At 42.7% G+C, this 22,561-nt stretch carries 14 protein-coding genes; 7 read left to right on the plus strand and 7 right to left on the minus strand.

The window, feature by feature from the left end; translation table 11 throughout:
* Positions 1–17: 17 nt before the first annotated feature.
* The 4 genes from EAH55_RS10410 to EAH55_RS10425 all read right to left on the minus strand — a co-directional run bounded on the left by EAH55_RS10410 (position 18) and on the right by EAH55_RS10425 (position 7,152).
* Positions 18–1,127 carry a discoidin domain-containing protein gene (locus tag EAH55_RS10410; protein ID WP_114936948.1) on the minus strand — a complete coding sequence of 370 codons (1,110 nt, stop codon included), beginning with the start codon at positions 1,125–1,127 and terminating at the stop codon, positions 18–20.
* 11 nt (positions 1,128–1,138) lie between these two features.
* The gene (locus tag EAH55_RS10415) at positions 1,139–2,647 is read right to left on the minus strand and encodes a RagB/SusD family nutrient uptake outer membrane protein (protein WP_121810036.1); all 1,509 of its coding nucleotides are present in this window, start codon (positions 2,645–2,647) and stop codon (positions 1,139–1,141) included.
* Between the two features lie 34 nt (positions 2,648–2,681).
* Positions 2,682–5,690, minus strand: a complete 3,009-nt coding sequence (locus EAH55_RS10420; RefSeq protein WP_121809567.1) for a SusC/RagA family TonB-linked outer membrane protein — start codon at positions 5,688–5,690, stop codon at positions 2,682–2,684.
* A 1,024-nt stretch (positions 5,691–6,714) separates the two neighbouring features.
* Positions 6,715–7,152 carry a DUF1003 domain-containing protein gene (locus EAH55_RS10425; protein ID WP_112573913.1) on the minus strand — a complete coding sequence of 146 codons (438 nt, stop codon included), beginning with the start codon at positions 7,150–7,152 and terminating at the stop codon, positions 6,715–6,717.
* Between the two features lie 313 nt (positions 7,153–7,465).
* Between EAH55_RS10425 and EAH55_RS10430 the strand changes: the two genes are divergently transcribed.
* Positions 7,466–10,894, plus strand: a complete 3,429-nt coding sequence (locus tag EAH55_RS10430) for an ABC transporter permease (protein ID WP_162996819.1) — start codon at positions 7,466–7,468, stop codon at positions 10,892–10,894.
* 105 nt (positions 10,895–10,999) lie between these two features.
* Here the strand turns inward: EAH55_RS10430 and EAH55_RS10435 are convergent, their stop codons facing one another.
* From EAH55_RS10435 to EAH55_RS10445, 3 genes are read right to left on the minus strand one after another with little or no spacing between them, the layout of a single operon-like run.
* Positions 11,000–11,401, minus strand: coding sequence for a DUF1634 domain-containing protein (locus EAH55_RS10435; RefSeq protein ID WP_121809569.1), 402 nt, complete (start codon positions 11,399–11,401; stop codon positions 11,000–11,002).
* 10 nt (positions 11,402–11,411) lie between these two features.
* Positions 11,412–12,245 (minus strand): sulfite exporter TauE/SafE family protein, encoded by an 834-nt coding sequence (locus tag EAH55_RS10440; protein ID WP_121809570.1) that lies wholly within the window; start codon positions 12,243–12,245, stop codon positions 11,412–11,414.
* 3 nt (positions 12,246–12,248) lie between these two features.
* Positions 12,249–12,896: a FadR/GntR family transcriptional regulator gene (locus tag EAH55_RS10445; protein WP_121809571.1), complete on the minus strand. Its 648-nt coding sequence runs from the start codon at positions 12,894–12,896 to the stop codon at positions 12,249–12,251.
* 295 nt (positions 12,897–13,191) lie between these two features.
* Here EAH55_RS10445 and EAH55_RS10450 point away from each other — a divergent pair, with 295 nt between their 5' ends.
* The 6 genes from EAH55_RS10450 (at position 13,192) to EAH55_RS10475 (ending at position 22,549) form a co-directional block, all read left to right on the plus strand.
* Positions 13,192–13,770: an RNA polymerase sigma factor gene (locus EAH55_RS10450; RefSeq protein WP_121809572.1), complete on the plus strand. Its 579-nt coding sequence runs from the start codon at positions 13,192–13,194 to the stop codon at positions 13,768–13,770.
* 177 nt (positions 13,771–13,947) lie between these two features.
* Positions 13,948–15,114, plus strand: coding sequence for a FecR family protein (locus tag EAH55_RS10455; RefSeq protein WP_121809573.1), 1,167 nt, complete (start codon positions 13,948–13,950; stop codon positions 15,112–15,114).
* Between the two features lie 224 nt (positions 15,115–15,338).
* On the plus strand, positions 15,339–18,767 hold the full coding sequence (locus EAH55_RS10460; protein WP_121809574.1) for a SusC/RagA family TonB-linked outer membrane protein: 3,429 nt from the start codon (positions 15,339–15,341) through the stop codon (positions 18,765–18,767).
* 11 nt (positions 18,768–18,778) lie between these two features.
* Positions 18,779–20,254, plus strand: coding sequence for a RagB/SusD family nutrient uptake outer membrane protein (locus EAH55_RS10465; RefSeq protein ID WP_121810037.1), 1,476 nt, complete (start codon positions 18,779–18,781; stop codon positions 20,252–20,254).
* A gap of 14 nt (positions 20,255–20,268) precedes the next feature.
* Complete coding sequence (locus EAH55_RS10470) at positions 20,269–21,108, plus strand: DUF4843 domain-containing protein (protein WP_162996820.1); 840 nt, start codon at positions 20,269–20,271, stop codon at positions 21,106–21,108.
* Between the two features lie 19 nt (positions 21,109–21,127).
* Complete coding sequence (locus EAH55_RS10475) at positions 21,128–22,549, plus strand: PKD-like family lipoprotein (RefSeq protein ID WP_121809576.1); 1,422 nt, start codon at positions 21,128–21,130, stop codon at positions 22,547–22,549.
* Positions 22,550–22,561: the final 12 nt, after the last annotated feature.

Here is a 22,561-nt window from a genome sequence, read left to right on the forward strand (position 1 = left end):
TTTTGATGTTCCATACCTTACTTTACTTTATTGATGGTCCACTCGGCCAGTTGGAAAAGGCCGCCATCGCGCAGCTCGGAAATATCTACCCTGTAGAATTTATAAGCTGTGGTATTGGGGCATCTGAAAACTTTGGTCTGGTATCGTTCTTCAAAGAAGAAGTTGCTCCGTCGATCTAACTCTGTCCAGGTTTTGCCGTCATTTGAGCCTTCGTAGGTCCAGGCCCTGGGATCACGTTCGGGCGCGTCATTGGCAGATGTGAGGGTGTAGACCCCTGATACGGCAGGCTCATTTAGCTCAAACTGCATCCACAGGCGTCCCTGAAGGTCGGCCAGGAACTTGGTATGGTCGTCGCCGTCTATTACTTTTTTAGAGCCTTCGCCATTATCCGGACCGCCGTTGTTATCCCTTAAAACGGTAAGCTTACCACCTATCAGGGTCATGAGGTTGGGCGGTGGCGGAACAAAGGTTAAGCGCGATACAAATTCATCAAAACCAAAAATGTGATCGGGGCTTAGCACATGAACAATACCGTTTTTGGTGCTGATATTATTAGAACCTGTTGTAGTGGTTGCCCAGTTTCTGATAAACTTGCTGCGTTTAGTATTGCTAAATTCAATAACATCGGGGCCACCGCCTGTAAGTCCTGAAGCTGAAATCTTGGAAACCTTGCCATGCATAGGGTATCCGAAACGTACGCTGGAAAGGTCAAGCCCGTCCTGCAGCAGCAGGGAATCGGTTGTACGTTTACCCCTGATAATGTAGTACGACACCATGGTGTCTAACTGCACACCATCTACTTTTGCCAAAAACAAAGGGTCTTTGTCGCTTTGCCTCCTCAGTGTATTCAGGTTTCTGATTGCCAGTTGAAAGCTTGGGTTGGTAACCGCAAAAAGGGTAACGTTACTATCCATGAGCGTCTGTTGCAGGCCCATCCGGTTTATTACCGCCAGTAATGAATCATATACACCGGGCTTGCTTTTCAAATACTCATAGGTATTACCCGCAAATTTTGAGTTGGTGCCTGTAGCGTCATGATAACCGCCATCCTTTTTGCAGGCGCTTTGCAGCAAGGCTGCAATCAACACCGGCGTTAAGGCACTCATATATTTTATCAACTTTTTCATATATGGTCAGTTTATTTCCAAAATGGGTTTTGAGTTAACAGGTTATTTTGTGCGATGAGCTTGCGCGATACAGGCCAGTAAATCCCCCCTGAATTGATGAGTTTGAGGAATGCCGGGTTGTTTTGCTTGATCTTGTTGTATCGTACCAGATCATACCAGCGGTGGCCCTCGCCCATAAGCTCGCGGTGCCGCTCTTTGAATATCACATCGATAATATCCTGGTTGCTGTCTATCGTAAGATCTGTCATCCCCCGGCGGGTCATGATATTAAACACTTCATTTACTGCGCCGTTCACATCTCCTAAAACAGCCAGCGCTTCGGCCCGGAGTAATACGACATCTTCTATCCTTGTAAAGATCAAGGCGCTGGTGAAGTACCGGAATGTGGGATCAGAAACGCCCCCCAGTATTACTTTCACTTTGCTGAAAATGGGGTACTTGCCGTTAATATTGGTGAAGTATCGCTCGGTACGGGGCTGGCCAAGCGTATCTATGCTAAAGCGTTCGTCTTTAGGCATATCAAATATTTTAAGGATGGTATCCTTAGGCATATAAATATCCGGCACTTTTTTATTCACCACGGGTTCGGCCAGGGTTAACTCTTCGAGGTGACCGGTCACAGATCCGTCAACATGTCCCCAGTCAGAGTTAAAGCCGAACATCTGGCTGGTGTTCTTATTAAAAAAGAACCCGTTTGATTTGGTCAAATCTTCTGTGCTTTGAAAATTGATACCGCTTTTGCTGTAATTATCTTCAACAAACTTGGCGTAGGTAGCAACATCGGTGTAGTTGCCCTGCCATGCCGCTAAATGGGCCAGCACCGCGTATGCCGAGTTTTTGGTAGCTAAAGCTCCGCCCCAGCGGGTAGCATCTTCATTATAATAATTGCCGGGCTGCTGTACATCGTTATTGCTGTATACAAACGGCAGATCGGCAGCTGCTTTAAGCATTTCCTGCTGTGCCCATACTAATATTTTGCTGCCGCTTTCGCGGGCCTGATTTTCAAACTTACCATCGTGCGATGCAGTGATGAATGGCACATCTCCCCAGATCCTTACCATATAGAAATAGGTAAAGGCCCTTAAAAAACGAACCTGGGCAACATCAACTATCAAATAATTTTCTGTATAGCGCTTATCGGCTGCTTTTACATCACCAATGCGCTCAAGAAAAATGTTTGCAGCATTAATGATAGCGTAAAACCTTGTCCAGTCAGACAAAGCATCAACAGTTGGGTATGACGCGTTGAGCTGATTAGTTGAAATTGCTTTCAGGTCCTGACGATTGGGGCTAATAAATTCGCCGGTGCGTACATCGCCGTAAAGCCAGTGGCCATCGTTGTCAGATAAAGCGGCACGCGTAAGCGCATACACACCTAATAAGCCCGCGCGTGCGTCTTCAAGCTTATTCCACATATTTTTTTCGCCCACAACCCTTGTTGAATCAATATCCAGTGTTTTATTACAGCTTGTAATTGCTGCGGTAAACAGGATCAGGACGATACATAATGTCTTTTTCATTTTTACAACATGATTTTTGTGATCGTTTTTCATATCATAATTCCATTTTTACACCCAGCGTGTATGTTCTTGGTATAGGCAGGCCATAGCCTGTATCATACCCGTCATAGTTCACCAATTCGGGATCCTGGCCTGTGTAAGGTGTTATAGTGAACACATTATTGGCAGTGGCATACACGTAGAACCGGGTTAGCTTGATTTTCTTTAAGCGCATGGCTTTGGTGAGATCATACCCGATTGAAACCGTTCTTAATTTCAGGAATGAAGCATTTTCAAGAAACAGGTCCTGATCTACACGGTAGGGGATAACTGTACTCCAGGGGTTATACAGCGGGTATTTGCTATAGTCGCCGCGTTTTTCCCAAAAGGTGATCTCTTTAACAGAATTTACATCGCTGTTGCCTTCGCGGTTAATAAAATCAAACCGGTTGGCCATTTCCTGGTGTATAAGGTCGCGCCCGAGATTGAAATACAGGTTGATATTCAAATTCCAGTTGCCATACCTGAAATTGTTATCGTATCCTCCTGATATTTTGGGTAATGAATGCCCCTTTAATACTTTATCGTTATTATCAATTACATTATTGCCATTGATATCCCGCCATTTTGGATCGCCGGCATGCATGGCAATGCCATTGTATTTGAGCGGCTGCCCGTTTACAACAGGTATTTCACTTTCAGATTTATAAATGCCATCGTTTATCAGCAACCAATATTGATCAACCGGGCTGCCAACCTTTAAAAGCTTGTTATCAATGGTGATTTGGTTTAAGCCCCTTGGCAAAGCTTTCAGCTTATTGATATTATGATTTAGATTTAAGGAAGATGACCAGCCAAATTTTGTATTCTGAATGATATTGGCAGATACAGATACATCTATACCGGTATTATTCACAGCCATACCGCTCTCGATAGACTGTTTATAACCATACTCGGCAAAGGCCGGGATACCTATCAGCAAATTCTTTTCCTGTTTCAGATACCAATCAACCGAAAGGTGTAAACGGTTATTAATTAAGCCCGCATCGGTACCTATATTAAGCTGATTGGAATATGACCACGGTATACCATAACCAATCCAGCCGGTAGAGTAGGGCCGGGTAAGCACACCAAACGCGTTATATCCGGGAACGGTTAAGTTACCGGTATAGCCCACAGAAGCTGTGTATTGAGGCCCCTGTGCGTAATTATCAAACGCGTTAAGGCGGCCTATTCTGCCCGCGCTTGCACGTAAAATAAGATCGTTGATGATAGTGTTGTTGGCTAATAACTCTTTCTTAATATTCCAGGCTGCAGATACCACAGGCGAATAGAACCATCGGCTGGTAGGCTGAGCGTTTGATGAGCCATCGGCACGCACGGTTGCAGAAAGGAAATATTTTTGTTTGAACGAATAGTCGGTTTTTGCATAAAACGAAACCAGGTTATGCTTGATCTTATCCAGAAAACGGAAGGTTAACTCGCGCGGAAATGCCGTAGGATTAAGATAGTTAGGATTGTCAGACCCGTCAGGATTTTTCGGGTTTGAATCCAGGAGGTCTATCTTAATGTAGTCGTTTACGCCTTTGTACGCATAGGCATTGCTGTACTTGTAAATATCCCATTGCGTTGATTGCCCCAGCTCAAAATGGAAATCGTTTACCTTGTTGATTGTCAGATCATAAGTTGCTCTGTTATCTGCCATTATTCTTTGGCTAAACCCAAAGTAATTGGAAGCATAACTATTGCCTTGCAAAAGGGTACGCGCGTAAAATACGTCGCGGTAACCTTCATTATAATCTACATTAAAGGTAGTAGTGAATTTAAATTTTCCAAGATCGAGGCCTATTTTGGCATAACCATCAACAATATTTGTCTTGTTGTTATCAAAGCCCTTTTTGTATTGTGCCAGATAATCGGCATAATATTCTTTGTTGGGTGGCAGCGGAGCACTGAGATCGGGGAAGTAATTGATCTGGGCAAATCTGTCCCGGAGATATTTGTTTCGTTGCCTGTCCAGTCGGTTGGCATTTACCATAGTCGAGAAAAGCAACCATTTGAGCGGCTTCATATTGATATTGAACATGGCGCTATAACGGTTTAGCATAGTTCCATCAGCAATGCCATTGTTTTTCAGATCCCCCAGGGAAAAACGAAAGTTAGCACGATCTGTACCTCCGGAGATGCCGAAGTTTATGCCGTAAACTACCGCGTTACGATAGTAAAGATCGCTCCAATCAGATTTTCCGCTATAAACATTGTTCAATGAATCGCTCAGATAAATAGGGTAGTTTTCATCGTCTGAGTACCTGCCATTGGTGGTATACAGGTCATAAAAGCGCTGTCTGAAAGCGTTTTCATACTTGCCGTTTATGGTAGTTACATGAGGGCGCTGCGCTAAACCTATATATGAATCAAAGGTGATGCTTTTAGCAGCCACCGGGGTTTTAGAGGTTAACACGATAACGCCATTAACCGCACGGGGACCATAAATTGCTGTAGCCGACAGGTCTTTTAATACCTCAACCGAGGCGATATTATTCATATCGATAGCAGCAAACGGGTTGGTGGCGGTTCCCATCCTGTTATAGTCATATAACTGTATATCAAACGCAAAGGGGTGTTCTGTTACCAGCGGAATACCATCAAGCACAACCAGCGGCTGCGATTGATAAACATCCCTTTGAGAAAGAAGCGGCATAGGTACGCCCCTTATAAACATATTTTGAACAGTGCCTGGTTCGCCCGAAGGTTCCTGCACATAGAGCCCCGCAAATTGCCCTTTTAACAGTTGCTGCAGGGAAACAGCCGGGAATTTGGATAGGTCATAGGGCTTTTTGGTAACACTATCCGCAAGCTTATTATATAAGGTATGCCTGATAATAATATTTATACTATCTTTTAATAATGAGTCTTTTGCCGTTGTATCCCGACGGACATAAGGCTTACTATAGAAAGGACGTTTTACCTTGCTTTTTTTACCCGCATTCCCCTTAGCTAAGCCCGTAAGTGCATTCGTGGTAATTGCTGCGAAAACCACAAAGCACAGCCATAAGTATCGCATAATGAATGGATCTTTTAGTTTGTGAAATAAAATTTTGATTTAACGGCCATGTGTTGCTATGCCTGCAAAAGAGTTATGCAGATAACATGTGCCCTTAGGTTAGGTAGCGTGTAATTCTTTTTCCATAGTGTTGATTTTCAAGTGAAAAGAACAGGAAGTTAGGAGTAGTCTGCAGGAATACTCTCGACAGCGGTGCATAGTTATGCCCCCTCAGGTTTGCCATCAAAAAGGCAATGCCTAAGCGTTCTTTTCACTTTTGGTGATTAGGTTAATTAATAAAAATCTTTGATGCCTAAAATCTCAGCACGAAATTTTTTCCTTGTCAGATGATTGGTTTCTGAAGGACGAGGTACAGGTAAATCAGGTTTTTCATGTCAGTGATATTGGTTAATATATTTGTTACGTAAATCTCGAAAAAAGCAGGTCAGGTGGCTTAAACGATTAAGTGGTAAACGTATTTTTATAACTGGTTTTAACAAATATAATTAACAAAAACGTTTTACCAAGAGATATTGATGAAATATTAAATTTTTGCTATTTCAAGCAATAACAATCGATCTCAATTGAAAAAGTGTTAACAAAATTGGCAGAATGTTTGTCTTTTTTGATATTTTATCATTGAAAACATCATGCTAAATTCTAACAGCGCGCTAAAAAATGTTCTTGGTGCATTAAAAAACTGTCATAAAATGTAAGAATTACATTTTTAGTTAAAACAATGTAATTGGTGCTTTAAAATTCTCGTTGGTTATGAAGTTGCTATCTTTTAGTATAAGGAAATGTTGGGTTGGCCTATTCCCTAATCTTGTGAGGAGTTTTTAGTCCCTGAAAAAATGGGATAATAAAAAGGCGCGGAGTATAAGAGGGAATTCCTTACAAGGAGGCAATCGTTAGAAATTCCGGGAATCTTGAACAGGCTATTCCACGGAATTTGACGTATTTGCTTGTGTTTGAATAAAGAGCATAAGCCTGCTTAAAATCTTTTCTTTCCTTGCTGAAAATTTTGGCAGGTTCGTTACGGGCACTACTTCTTATTTTCCATCTTTTCAAGAAGTTCCAATATGCGGTCCAGCTTATCAACTTCAATGGAGTTTAGTTTTTTTGTTAATGCCTCAATTTCTTCTTTAGCATCGCAGTTTGTCTTATAGTCAGCGTCGGCCTGGGCCCTGTCTCGTTCATTTTGGCGGTTTTGTGCCATCATGATGATAGGTGCAGCATAGGCCGCTTGCGTTGAAAAAAGAAGGTTTAGTAATATATAAGGATACGGATCCCAATGATAGATATATGCAACGGCATTCAGGATCATCCAAAGGGCTACAATAATAGTTTGGATAATGATAAAGCGCCATGAACCCATGCCTGTCGCAACTGAGTCGGCTAATCGCTGACCAAAATCTAATGATTCCTTGTGTAATTGATGCCAGGTTTTTTCTGCCTTTAAATGATTTAGCTTTAGTTTCATTTGTAATACTTAAATATGGTTGCTATTGATTCAGAACCTAATTCTACGTTTATGCCTCGGTTAAAGTTAACGCGGGCAACGCGAGTCAAAGACTAAACTAATTTAACACGTTATAACCCGACTTCAAAACTTTAGTTAATTGGAAAAGGGAATATGTCCAATATTTTATAGGCTAATTCAAGGGAGGTTTCTTTTCGGAAACGTACACCTTATCGTCCGCTTTCGGTACGGTTTAATTGGTATTTCTTAGTGTAATTTGTTGTTGATTAGTTGTTTGTAATTTTGGAATGATGGTTGCCCCTGTTTTATTCACTTGGAATTTATAACCTTTCATATTGGCTTTTACGAACTGGCATCTCTCGGAACCTTGTTTTCGGGAATGCCCCTCGTGGTTCTTTTACTGCTTTCAAAACGGGGAGACCAATGGGCAAACTTGTTTTTGAGTTTGGCTATAGTTGCCATTATATTAAAGGTTGTAGGCCTTATAGCGTTCTGCTTACCACTGGTGGGGCCTTTATGGTGTTTTTTTGTTCGCCGGCAAACAGACCCCGACAGGCAATTTCGCTGGCGGGATAGCATGCATTTCTGGCCCCTGCCGGCTGCGTATTTGATTGCATCACCATGGCTGGTCTTGATCTCGAACATCGGTTATCTTTATTTATCATACAGTTTGATCCAAAAGTTCTATAGCCGCCTGAAGCCAGTACTGATGGATAAACCGCGTTTTACTTTCAGGCGGCTGGAAAAAGTTCACATTCTCCTGGCTTTGCTCTGCCTGTGCTGGCCCTTGAATGATCTTTTCTCTTTCGCTGTTACTTATGTGTTGTTCGGCGTGGCGGCCAGCACGATATTGCAACCAGATAGTAATGGCCAACCAGCAGCATCTTTTGCAGATCGTTCGGATGTGAGGGAGAAGGGCAGGCGGCTGAAGGAGGTCGTTGTTGCCAATCGTCTATATGCGGACGCTGAATTAACCCTGAGCTCCCTGGCTGTGAAATTAACAATGCATCCACATGATTTATCCCGCATTATCAATACAGGATTGAACAGGAGCTTCAACGATTTTATTAATGAACTCCGCGTTCGGGAAATAGCCCGTAAAATGCAGGACCCGCGTTATAATCATTTCACGTTGCTGGGTATCGCCTACGAATCCGGATTTAACTCTCAAAGAACGTTCAATCGTGTTTTCAAGGAAATGACCGGTAAAACACCTGCAGAATATAAAAAGAGCCTGGAAAAAGAGTGGCCAACTCATAAATTGGCTGTTCCGCCGGCAATTCGCCCTGTAATATTGCGTCAGGAAACACTGTCTGTTTGGACAGGTAACACATTAAAACGCAATTATATGTTCAGGAATTATTTCAAAACGGCATTCAGAAACCTGCTGCATAGCAAGGTATATTCTTTCATTAACATCGCCGGGCTGAGCATTGGTCTCGCCTGCGCTATGCTGATCCTCCTTTATGTTCAGGACGAGGTAAGCTTCGATCGTTTTCATCAGAACGTTGGTCAGATCTACCGGATAGATAAGCAAATGAAAAGGGATGATGGAAGTATTAACAATGGTAGCTACACAGGCTATTTTCCCGGACCTCGTTTTACCGCGAAAATTCCCGAAATACAAAGCTTCGTCCGTTTTCAACCATCGCAGGCGGATATCAAAACGGGGACCGACATTCGGTCGCAGGCAATTTGCTTAGTCGATGCAAATTTCTTGTCGGTATTTAATTTTCCGCTACTTAACGGCGATGCCAGATCTGCATTAACAGAACCTAATTCGGTAGTAATTACAGAAGATGTCGCTAAAAAATATTTTGGCAGCGCGGATGCCCTGGGCAAGATCATCTCTGTAAAAAACGAAGGTAATTTTAAACCTTTTATGATCACTGGAGTCGCCAGAAATTGCCCGGAGAATTCATCCATCAAATTCCAGGTGCTGCTCCGGTTGAGCGTTTCGGCGGCAGATGAAAGCAACAACGGTAATTGGTTCAATTCCTTTCTGAGCACCTTTGTGGTGCTTTCTCCCGGCGCCGATATCAAAGCGGTTCAGGATAAAATGAACCAGGTATTTGAATCGGACGCCAGTAAAGCCATCAGCGAGATCAAAAACAAATATCATGTTCAGCATATTGGCCAGTCGTATATGTTGGAGCCGCTAACCGGGATCCATCTCGGTAAGATCATCCCCAATGAAGATGAGATATTGAGTGATAAAAGCAATCCCGAGTTTTCTTATATCCTCTCGGCTATAGCCGTTTTTGTCCTGCTGATTGCCTGTATCAATTTCATTAACCTAACGGTAGCACGCTCTGTAAAAAGGGCCAAGGAGATCGGCATCCGTAAGGTGATTGGGGGTACAAGCCGGCAGTTGCGGTTTCAATTCTTAAGCGAGTCCTTTGTACTTTGTTTCATCGCTTTCATCTTCGCATTTGCAATTGTCGTTATCGTATTACCTTTCTTCAGTAGTCTGGCCAATAAAGCCTTATCGCTTTCTTACTTATTTAGCCCGAAACTGATCATTGATTATATCGCACTTTTTATAGTTGCCGGCTTATTGGCCGGCGCTTACCCGTCGATGGTTTTATCTGGCTATCGGCCTGTTGAAACATTGTACAGCCGGTTTAACCTGGCCGGGAAAAATGGCCTGCAGAAGGCGCTTGTCATCTTTCAATTCGCACTTGCGTCGTTTTTAATTATTGGTGCTATGGCTATTTATCGCCAGTTCGATTATCTGACGACTCAAAAGCTGGGTTACGACGACAGACATTTAATAACTATTGATCAATTTCCGTTAAGTGCCGATCAGGCTGCTTTGTTCAGGCAGGAGTTGATAAAGGATCCGGATATTATTGATGCGGCACCCAGGAACGGCGGCTACAATAATAATACGGTGAAAGTAAACGGCGACCAGTCGATCAATGTTTCTGTTGAAACGGTTGATGCAGCTTACGTGCCGCTCCTTAAAATACCATTACTGGCAGGCCGGAACTTTTCTGCCGAATACTCCTCAGACCGCACGCGTTCTGTACTGGTGAACGAAGCATTTGTGCAACAGGCAGGGTGGAAGCAAGCCATAGGGCAGCAAATATCAAGCTTTGAAAACGAAACCTACCAGGTTATAGGCGTAGTAAAAGACTATCATTACCGGCCTTTAACAGAAAAGATCCTTCCCCAGTTATTTACCGCGAGCCCTGCAAATAATTATGGAATGATGTACATCAGGATCAGGCCCGGTACCGAAACAGCAAGCCTGCAACATATCTCTAAAGTATTTAGAGCGCTCTTTCCGTTAAATCCGTTTAGTTACAATTTTAAACAAGACCAGAATCAGCAAAGCTATACCACCGAAGCCAGGTGGAAAGGGATTATTTTGTTCAGTGCGGTATTAACCATTTTTATCTCGTGCATTGGTTTATTCGGGCTGTCCGTTTTAGCCGTTGAAAAACGTGTTAAGGAGATTGGCGTACGCAAAATACTTGGAGCCTCGGCAGACAGGATCGTTATACTCTTATCGGCGGGTTTCTTAAAACTGATCCTGATCGCACTTGCTGTATCCATTCCGTTTGCGTGGATAGCGACAAGCAGGTGGCTGCAGTATTATCCCTACCGGATAGCACTTAACTGGTGGCTATTTGCGTCAGGTGCTATGTTAGTGATACTCATTGCCCTGATTACCATCAGCTTTCAATCAGTCAAAGCGGCTATTACTAACCCGGTAAAGAATTTGAGAACAGAGTGAGTCGACTTTGCGCACAGGTTATCTGATTGGAATATCTCTTAACGTAGGATATTAAATTGCAGAGGGAAGCTTTAAAGACAGCTATCACCTCTGCTTTGAGCTGTTTTATACTTTCAATCCGCCTATAGTACTGAATAGCATTACGCAGAGTACTATTGTGGTAATAATCACATAAAGCTTATCTTTTTCTAATGCAAAACCTAATAGCGACAATGCTATCCGCAAAACCGGCGTGGCAATAAGCACCATAACACCGAATTGCACAATGCCTTTTGGATTGAACTGCAGTGTGCTTGAAATGATACCGCCGAAAGTAGTGTAATTACTATCCTCGCCGTTAAAATGATGATAAGAAGGCATCGGGGCCGAACCATGCTGAATAAGAAATAATATGCCCCCGAGCAGTACTATACAACTTGCTGTTATTACACCGGTACGTAGCAATCGCCCTACAAGGAGCTCAATATCGCGGTCGCCCAGGTTTTTGCCATTGTTATTTGCGTTCATATATTTTCAATTAAAATTTGTGTTGAAATCCGTTATACATCATTTCGGCAGCTACAAAAACTATGGCGGCACAAAAAATATAGCGTAATACTTTTGGATCAAGTTTTTTAAGTAATCTGGCTCCGGTAAATGCCCCTCCTAATACGCCCAGTACAACCGGAAAGGCGATTGCCGGGTCCATATAGCCCCGTTGCAGGTAAACCACCGCGCTGGCTGCGGCAGTAACGCCAATCATGAAATTACTTGTGGTAGTGCTTACTTTAAATGGTATGTGCATGGTTGAATCCATGGCCAGTACCTTGAGTGCCCCCGAGCCTATGCCCAGCAAGCCTGAAAGTATACCGGCTAAGGTCATGATAGAAAATCCGGCCCCTACATTTTTAAGTTTGTAGTCAACCGGTCCTGCCGGGGTTGGATAGCTACCGTTAAGCTTTAAAAATTCCGATGTTTTGCTTCCTTCTGTAAGTGCAAGCTGGTTCTTCTTTCTCAAAGTCATTGCTGCCGAAAAAAGCAGGATACACCCAAAAAGTATCGCGATGGTATTAGTAGGAGTGTATACTGCAAGTAACGCGCCTATGACCGCCCCAACGGTAGTAGCAATTTCCAGGAACATGCCTAAACGAATATTGGTAATACCCTCCTTTACATACGCGCTTGCCGCGCCTGATGAGTTGGCAATAGAAGCAAGCAGGGCCGCGCCAATGGCATAGCGAATATCCACATGGAAAACCAGGGTTAACAAAGGAATAACAACTACTCCGCCTCCGAGGCCGGTTAATGAACCTACAAGGCCAGCCAGATATGCGCCGACCAATAGTATGATGGTGAAAGTTAAAATGGTCATGATTTAATAATTATTTTTTAAAATTTCGGTAGTAATCTGTCGTGCGACTTCGGCATCGCCTTTTGCTATGGCGTCATAAAGCGCCTCATGCAAATGATGGCTCATGGCAAAATGATTTACGCCCTGTTTTTCGCGTTTTTCAAAAAAATCGCGGATGATTACTGTGAAACTATGGTACAGATCGGCCAATACGCTGTTTGAAGATGCCTTTGCAACTGCCGAGTGAAAAGATAAATCGGCATCGATACAGGCTAACCGCTGCCCGGCCATTATCGCATCCTTACGCTGTTGCAACCTGAGTTTAATTTCCTGGAGGTTATCTTCCGTACGGTGTTTTGAAGCGAGGGTGACAATTTCCAGTTCAAGCATCTGGCGCACTGCATTAATCTCATCAAAGGCGGCAAGTTTTAATCGCTGGTCAATATTGTCTGAATCGGCTATTGCGTTTACAAATGTTCCTGATCCCTGCTGTACGCGTAGCACGCCTGCATCTGCGAGTGATTTGATGGCTTCGCGTACTGTTGAACGGCCAACATTATATAAATCCATCAATTCAAACTCCGAAGGCATCTTATCGCCTTCGTTCCATTTACCGGCAACAATATCGTTTTTGATAAGCCGGATAATTTTATTGCTAAGTTTCTCTGCCATGTTGAGCTATTAAACTGCACAAATGTATGATGTTTATTTAAACATCTGATGTTTTAATTTAATTCTTTTATAGTTGTATGACATTACAAGGCTTTTGGTAGGGGAGTAGCTGATATGACAGGCTGGTTTTGTATCGTGTTGAAGGGGCGAGATCATTTCTTCAGCCAATGTCAATCTATAAAATCTATTTTATAAGATAATTTCTATATTTGGATTTGACACATAAACAAGAAGCATTGAACCACCATGATGTTTGTGTAATTAACCTGATTGCTATAGGAAATTGAAATAACACATGGCCCCCCTTGACTTATCAGCCGACGATGCTGAACTTCTGAAACTTATCAGCGAAGGCTACAAACCTGCCTTTGACGCGTTGTATAACAAATATTGGAAACAGGTTTATAACACGGCATACAAACGGGTTAATGATATTGAGCGCGCGCAGGATATTGCCCAGGATGTATTTGTGCAATTATGGATGCGCGGGTCAAAATCGCCTATTGAAAACCTGTCGGCTTATTTGTTGGTTGCCGCCCGTAACGGCGTTTTCAAATACATGGAGAAGGAATCGCGCTATGCGGCATTGCCGGATACCGTGCAGGAAATTGAAAGCCCTCTTGGTCGTGCCGATGCCAATATGCTTCATGACGAATTTTTAAAAGCTTTTAACGAGCTCATAGATACTTTACCACCCCAGCAGCGTATTATATTCAATTTGCGCTTTAATGAAGGCCTCTCAAGCCAGCAAATTGCAGATCAGCTGCAGATCTCACCAAAAACTGTCCGTAACCAGATGGGAAAGGCCCTTGCCACACTCCGGAAGTCACTTTTTTTATTTCATGTATTGCTTTATTTTTATCAAAAGGGCTGATAAAACGTTTTTTCTCTAAAGTCGGTGTCGTTTTTTTATTAATAATGCAGCTTTGTTGGTTCAATTTTATCAGTTTGATTGGTAATATGTGCTATTTTTAAATAAAACATTAAAAATATTTTCAATTAACATGGGCTATTTTCATTTTGCCGACTCATGTATATATAAAGGATGTAAATGGACGAGGCGAACAAACAATATTTCATACAAATACTAACAAAATACAGGCTTGGCGAGGCTACCCAGGAAGAAATTAAATTCCTGGAGTCGTATTATAACCTGTTTGATTTAAATGATGATCTGATTACCGACGAGAATGAGGCCGACTATCTATATCTGAAACATGCCATTAAAGCTAACGTTGACGAGCGGATAGCGCAATTCGAAAAAAAGCCGGTTACCATGTCTTCAAGATCTGGCTGGATCAGGTACGCTGTGGCGGCATCAATTATGTTGTTTATTTCGGTTGGCGCTTACTTTTTGATTCGTGGTAATCATACGGCCAATAATTTCGCGGCAAATGCCTATAAAGGAATAGTGCCCGGAACAAACAAGGCTACGCTTACTTTGGCTAACGGTACCACCATATTGCTTGATGATGCCGCTAAGGGGCAGATAGCCAAACAGGCTGGCGTAAAAATTACCAAAACTGCCGATGGGCAGATAGTTTACCAGGCCGACGCGACAGGACAGGATCAGGCTGTTCAAAATACAGTGGCCACACCAAAAGGGGGGCAATATAAAGTGATCCTGCCCGATGGTACCAACGTATGGCTCAACGCGTCATCATCAATAAGCTATCCAACAGTTTTTAAGGGAGCAGAGCGGGTGGTAACACTTAATGGTGAAGGGTACTTTGAAGTTACTAAAAATAAAGCGATGCCTTTCAGGGTAAAATCAGCATTGCAAACTATTGAAGTATTAGGTACGCATTTTAATATCAATGCTTATGCGGATGAAGCAGTTGTTAAAACAACCCTGCTGGAAGGTTCGGTGAAGGTAATATCAGAAACCAACTCAACGCTTATTGTTCCCGGCGAGCAGGCTGTAATAAACCGTCAGGGTAATGGTGTTATCAGCAAGCAACAAGTAAATCTTGATGCGGAAGTGGCCTGGAAAAACGGTGTGTTCTCATTTGCAGATGAGGATATCCGTGAGGTAATGCGCCAGGTAAGCCGCTGGTATGATATTGATGTGGTTTATGAGGGTGATATGCCGACTGAAAAATTCTTCGGCGAAATTTCAAGAAGCAGCAACCTGGCCGATGTTTTCAAGATCCTGGAACTTAACAACATGAAATTTAGGGTGGAGGGTAAAACAGTGACCGTATCGTATAGTAAATAATATTTAACCTTAAACTTTATACTAACAACTGAACAAAACTAAATGCTAATCACTAAAACAATGCTTGATGGATAAACAACTACGATAAATCTCAGCCATATCTCCTATTAACAGACCAAAAATTAACCGGAAGCCTCTCACCGCTTCCGGTTTAAAATAGGTCAGGCAGCACAAGATGTCGAAGCCCTGGGCTGCATTTTATTAACCCAATCTTATTCAAAAATATGAAATTAACTTTTCTTTACAACGCCGTATGCGCAATGCGGGGGGTAAAGTGCAAATTCTTATTAGTATTGAAACTCACCACTATCCTGCTGCTTATTGGCGCATTGCACTTATCTGCTGCGAGTTATTCGCAAACGGTAACCATATCGCGTAAGAACGCCACGCTTGAAGTTCTTTTCAGGGATATAAAGCTGCAAACCGGGTATTTGTTTTTTTACAGCGAAAAAATAAATACGGGTGGCAAAACTCAAAATGTTGAGCTTAAGAATGTGCCTTTAACCGATGCTCTTGGTATCCTGCTCAAAAACTATGAACTCACCTATACCATAGTAAATAAAACGATCGTGATCAGGAATAAGGTGCCCGAGGAGGGGCCGGCAGAAGCTGCAAAAAAGATAGAAATAAGCGGCACAGTTATCGACTCTGCAAACAATAAAACAACCCTGCCGGGGGTAAGCATCACTCTTAAAAAAACTAAAACCTTTTTAGGGCAAACTAACGGCAACGGCGAGTTTAAAGTAACTGTTGATGAAGGTGATATGCTGGTATTTACCTATATCGGCTACAACACAAAGGAAATTAAGGCAGTTGCAGGTAAACCAATGCTAATAAAGCTTGGGCAAAAAATGAATAATATCAATGATGTGGTGGTAACCGGCTACCAGGTTATCAAAAGAGATAATTATACGGGTAGCGCCATCACTATAAAAGGGGATGATCTTAAACGCGTTAACCCTAATAATATAATTCAGAGTTTAGCATCGTTTGATCCCTCTTTCAGGATAGATCAAAATAATCTTTTAGGCTCGGACCCTAACGCGTTGCCCAAAATTAACGTTAGGGGATCAACCACGCTACCATCATTAAACGGCGGTGTGCTTGACCGCAACAATCTTTCAAGCTCGTACAATTTACCTGCTTTTATATTGGACGGCTTTGAGGCAACCCTGCAAAAAGTAACCGACCTTGATATCAATCGTATAGCCAGTATCACCATTTTAAAAGATGCTGCAGCTACGGCAGTTTATGGCTCACGCGCTGCAAACGGTGTTATTGTGATAACCACTAAAGTGCCCAAGCCCGGTAAATTACAGCTTACCTATAACTATGAACTAACCGTTACCGCACCCGATTTAACCGATTATCACGTACTTAACGCATCGCAAAAGCTGGAATATGAAAAGCTGGCGGGTTTATATGTTACAGGAAATTCGGCGGCCTATACGCAAGACCAGCTTGATGAAATGTATTATAGCAGGCTTAAAAATGTGGTAAGCGGCGTAAATACCTATTGGCTGTCGCAGCCCCTGCAAAACACCTTTGGCCATAAACATACTTTATATGCCGAGGGTGGCGATACAACATTCAGGTATGGTATTGATCTGCGTTATCAGAACACTCCGGGTGTAATGAAAGGTTCGGGTCGTACCCGGTACAGTGGTGGTATGGTGTTTAACTATAACCCTACGCGCAATTTGCTTTTTAAGAATGAGCTTACGGTTACGCAGGTTAACGCTGCTAACTCTAAATATGGCGATTTTAGCACCTATGTACGCATGAACCCTTATTATCCCATCCGCGATGCAAGCGGTAACCTGATCAGGGAAATTGCCAACTGGCGTGTTGACACCCATGGCGAAGGGCAGGATCAGTTTAAGAACGTACCTGTGTTAAACCCGCTTTATGAAGCCAGCCTGGGTAATTTTGATAAGAACGCTTACCTTGAGGTTTTGGATAATCTTTCAATCGATTGGAGGATTACGCCGTCTTTACGATTTTTAGGCCTGGTTAGCCTGATTGATAATAAAGCTACTGCCGATCAATTTATTTCGCCATATAGCAACGTATTTTATTTAACCCCTGCCAGCGAAATTCAAAACCGTGGCAGTTACACCTATGGCAGCAATAATATGCTCAATATTGATGGTAACGCCAGGCTTAGCTACAACAAAATAATGGGCGATCATGCCATTAACGCGGTTTTAGGCGCCAATATCACATCAGACAGAAACGACGCTAAATCATTTGTAGCAAGGGGCTTTTCAAATGATAAGTTTACCAATGTAGGCTTTGCCCGCAGCTATGAGCCCGACGGCCACCCCAATGGGGATATTACACTGACAAGGCTGGTGGGTACGCTTTTCTCAACCAACTATTCATACAAAAACAGGTACCTGGTTGATGCTACATTCCGCCTTGATGGTTCATCGGCTTTTGGTTCAAATAGCAGGTATGCGCCGTTTTATTCGGGCGGTTTGGGCTGGAACATCCACCGCGAGAATTTTATGAAAAACCTTTCACCGGTTATTAACAGGATGAAATTAACCGTAACCGCAGGTATGGTTGGTTCGGTAGATTTTCCGGCGTACCTGTCAAAAACTACCTATAGTTATCAAAGTGCCAATTGGTACTCAACAGGCATAGGTGCTACCGTAAATAATTATGGTAACGAAAGCTTGAAATGGCAAAAAACCGATAACTATGATGTAGGGCTTGATCTGGGTTTGTTTAATGACAAGGTTACCCTTATTCCGCATTACTATTATAAGCTTACACATGGCCTGGTTAATGATATTAACATAGCCCCATCAACCGGTTTTACAACTTACAAAGCCAACCTGGGCGATATGACCAATAAGGGTTATGAGCTTGCTGTAACAGTAAATGCTTACCGGGCAAAGGATATTAATGTTAACCTTACTGCCAACCTGGCGCATAATAAAAACACCATTGTTAAAATTTCCAATGCCTTAAAGTCATACAACAACATGGTTGATACCATGCAGGCCAACACCAAAAATAACCTGCAGGGTACACCTTTGCTCAGGTACCGGGAAGGTTTATCATTAAACACTATCTGGGCCGTAAAGTCAATGGGGATTGACCCGGAAACAGGAAAGGAGATCTACGTTAAAAGGGATGGCACGCTCACTTACGTTTACGATGTAAAAGATACCCAGCCCGTGGGCGATATAACACCAAAGGCCGAAGGTTACTTTGGCGGCAATGTTACCTACAAGCAGTTTTTGTTAAGTTTTAATTTTCACTACCAGTTTGGTGGCCAGTTGTATAACCAAACTTTAGTTGATAGGGTAGAGAATGCCGATCCGCGGTTTAACGTTGACAGCCGTGCCCTTGAAGAGCGCTGGAAAAAGCCTGGCGATATCTCCTTTTACAAAAATATAGCCGATTTGGGTACTACTTACGCCACATCGCGCTTTGTACAAAAGGATAACCTGGTTGAGCTTAAGTCGGTTTATTTATCATACGATGTGAACCGCATAGTGGCTAAAAAACTCGGGCTGCAACTGCTCAGAATCGCGTTTACGGCCAATGATATTTTCCGTTCGGCAAGTGCGGGAGTGGAGCGGGGTATCGATTATCCGTTTGCCCGCAGTTTAACATGTTCATTACAGGCTACATTTTAACAAATACAGCAATGAAGAAATATTTATATATACTAACCGTGCTGATGGCCTTTACATCATGTAAAAAGTTTCTGGATGTAAAGCCTACCTCGCAAATTGAGCAGGATCAGCTGTTTGAAAACGAGCAGGGTTTTAAAGAGGCTCTTAATGGTGTGTACACCCTGTGCGCAGGTCCGTCACTATATGGCGAAAGTCTTACGTTCGGCTACCTGGATATTATGGCTCAAAACTATGATTTTACTGATGTTGGTTATTCCAATATCGCCAGCTTCAACTATACTTATGTTGATCTTATTAACCGCAATACAGACATCTGGAATTCAGGTTACCGCGCCATTGCCAATTGCAACTACATTTTAAATAATATCGAGAAAAAGAAAAACCTGTTTACCGGGCACAATTATGAGCTGATAAAAGGCGAGGCACTGGCGCTAAGGGCTTACCTGCATTTTGATATGCTCAGGATGTTTGCGCCATCATACAAAAGCAAGCCTAATGCAAGCGGTATCCCTTATGTAACATCGGTCACTATCAAAAGCACTAAGTTCTCGACGGTGAGCCAGGCGCTTGACAGTGTTATTACCGATTTGAAAACCGCAAGAACATTGTTCCGCTCTTCAGATCCCATCGTTTCAAATTATACCGTTGGGTATCCTGGCGATGACGGTAACCCTGAAGTTTCTGATCCTGAATTATTTATGCAAAACCGCCGCCAGCGCATGAACTATTTTACAGCTTGCGGCGAGCTTGCAAGGGCATACCTGTATAAAAACGACATGGTTAATAGTTTGGCCATGGCCAATGAGGTGATTAATTCAAAACGTTTCCCGGCAACAAACGGTACCGATTTTAACCAAAGCGATAACACTAAAAAAGATCGTATTTTTTACAAGGAACTTATTAGCTGCTGGTATATTAATGATAACAAGGATATTAAAAACTACCTGTTGGCTGCCTTTGCCGGCGATGCGCCTCTTTTTTCGCCAACCAGCACACAGATAGATGATATCTATGAATCAGGTGCGGATGGCGCCGACGATTGGCGATACAGGCAATGGTTTTTCAAAACTAAAATTGGGTCAAGCAGTATTGAACGAGCTTTGCTGCAAAAATATCTCACCAACACAGCCCCTGTAAAAAACTTGCATCCGTTGGTTGCACCGGCATTAAGGCTTAGCGAAATGTACTACATAGCCGCCGAGGCCAGCTTTGATACCGATCCGCTTAAAGCAATGAATTACTATAACACCGTAAGGCGAAGCCGTGGCATAGGGAACGATTTAACCGAGATTCCGGCCAAAGCCGATTTTATTGATTTGCTGCTGAAAGAAGCCCGGAAAGAGTTTTATGGCGAAAGTCAGATCTTTTACATGTATAAAAGGCTTAACGTACCTGTTAAAGCAACTTCGGGAATTAGCTATCCGGCTACCGATAAAATATTTGTGTTCCCGCTGCCGCCAGATGAGGAGGCTTTCAGAAATAACTAATAATAATGATGACGATGAAAAAGCAAATACTTTTTATACTGCTTGCGGGCACCATTTTATTTGGATGTAAGAAAGATGCAAAGTTTTTCTACAATTCAACCGATAATATTTATTTCAATTACCCTAAAAAGGATACGCTTACCTATTCTTTTGCTTACGATCCTACCCTTGTACAGGATACGGTTTGGATCCCGGTAATAATTTCGGGTAAACGGAGCCATCAGGCCAGGAGTTTTTCAATTAGCCTGGTTGATACTGCTACCACAGCAACCAGCCCGCTGCATTACGAAGCACTGAAACCAACTTATACTATGCCTGCCGATTCGGGCGTGGTAAAGGTTCCAGTTATTCTTAAAAATACGGATGCTGCGCTTGAGAACAACTCTGTGATATTAACTATCCGTGTTTCGGGTACCGGTGATTTTACCAATAATATGCCCGATAGTTTGCGTACCAAAACCATTTTGTTCTCAAACCGGCTTGAAAAACCTTTCTGGTGGAATTCGTGGCTTGATGAGGTGAAGGAATACGGCCGTACAAAGCACCAGTTGTTTTTAATTACTTCGGGCACACGCGATCTGATTGACTATAAAACCTATGGCGATCCTAATTTCCAGATTCCGCGTTGCCTGTACTACATAGAAAACACCCGAACTTTTTTAAGAGATCCTATTGGCTGGGTTCAGGAGCACCCTGAAAAGGGCTACGTTATAACACCAAAAGCAGGCACCAGGGATTACGAGTTTTACTATATCAATTCGCCAACCAAACGGTTCCTGTACAAATATTTCCCCGAGGTAGATAAATCCTATTTTATTGACAGCGAAACAGGGGCAAAAGTAACAATGGAATAATTGATAAAACCAGCGTATCATGAAATTTAATCCTATAACTATTTGTGTTCTTCTTATCCTTGCCTTTTGCTCATGCAAAAAGGATTTGGGTAACTATAAATATTCGCCGCCTACCGAGCCCATTGTTGTTAACCTGCAGGACGCTACGGTTGATGCCACCATTGGCGATACCCTTGTACTACAACCATACATCAGTTTTAAAGATGCGGACCCGACTAAAGACCTGGATTTTGACTGGCGGATAAGCATCCAGGAAGAAGCCCGTGATATTCATTACACAGGTTATCCCCTGAAAGTGGTGTACAGCCTTGCCCCCGGTGTGCGTGCGGCAAAGCTTACCGTTACCGATAAACGTAACAGCATGAAATACTTTTACGATTTTAAAATATCGGGCAAAACGCAGTTTTCAAAAGGTTTAGCGGTTTTAAGTGTGCAGGACGGCATAACAAAACTATCATTTGTTAAGGCAGATACCATTGGCGTACTGCCCGACCTATATTTTGCTCTTCACCATGAAAATTTACCCGAAACCCCTTTGCAGCTGTTTGCGAGGCCTGTATTTTATCAGCCCGGCACCGTACAAGACTACTGGGTAATTTGTGCAGATGCCAATAAGAGTAGCGTTATTATTGACGGCAGTACTATGCTAAAGAAAAGGGATTTTCCCGGTCAGTTCTTTTCTCCGCCGGCAACAATAAAACCAGAGGCATTTGAAGCAACAAAAGGCTGGGTATCGGGTGTTATTAATGATAAATTATATCTGAGTGTAACATCAACCGCTCCTTTTGCCGAAGACTGGGGTAAGTTTGCCAATCCGGTTGCCGGGAATTATGAATTGTCGCCCTACTTTTCAAATACCAATAATTTCTTTTTTGGATACGATAAAAAGCGGTCGGCTTTTGTGTCTTTCAGTCCATCAGGTGCTTATCTGGATACACTTTATACCGTAACCGGGACTGCATTTAACCCGCAAAAATTGGGTATGAAAGATTTGCTGTTCATGAAACCAGTATCGGGCCGCAACTATGCTTTCATGAAAAGTAACGATGGACAGATCTATGAATTTTCGTTCAATGTTGATATGGACGATTATTCAAACACCCGCATTATCAGCGCCGATGATAAGCGCATTTTTAAAGGTGCAGCATTAGTAAACGCCGATACCAAATGGCAGCGCTCATACCTGGATGTGTTTTACTTTACATCAAATGATAAAATCTATCGCTACAACCCTATTAACCAGGACCTGCGGACGCTTGACGCCAATTTTGGCGGCAAAAAAGTAACCATGCTCAAGCTGGATGATAATGATAATAAACTCATTGTTGGGGTTGATGGAGCTTTGATGTTCCTTGATATAAGTGTTGGCGTTAACGGAACCATAAAAAGAACAGTTACAGGCATCCCGGGCGCGCCGGTTGATGAAGTGTCTAAAAATTAACCATTTATTAAA

The sequence above is a fragment of the Mucilaginibacter kameinonensis genome (genome assembly GCF_003675385.1).
GTDB classification, from domain to species: Bacteria; Bacteroidota; Bacteroidia; order Sphingobacteriales; family Sphingobacteriaceae; genus Mucilaginibacter; species Mucilaginibacter kameinonensis.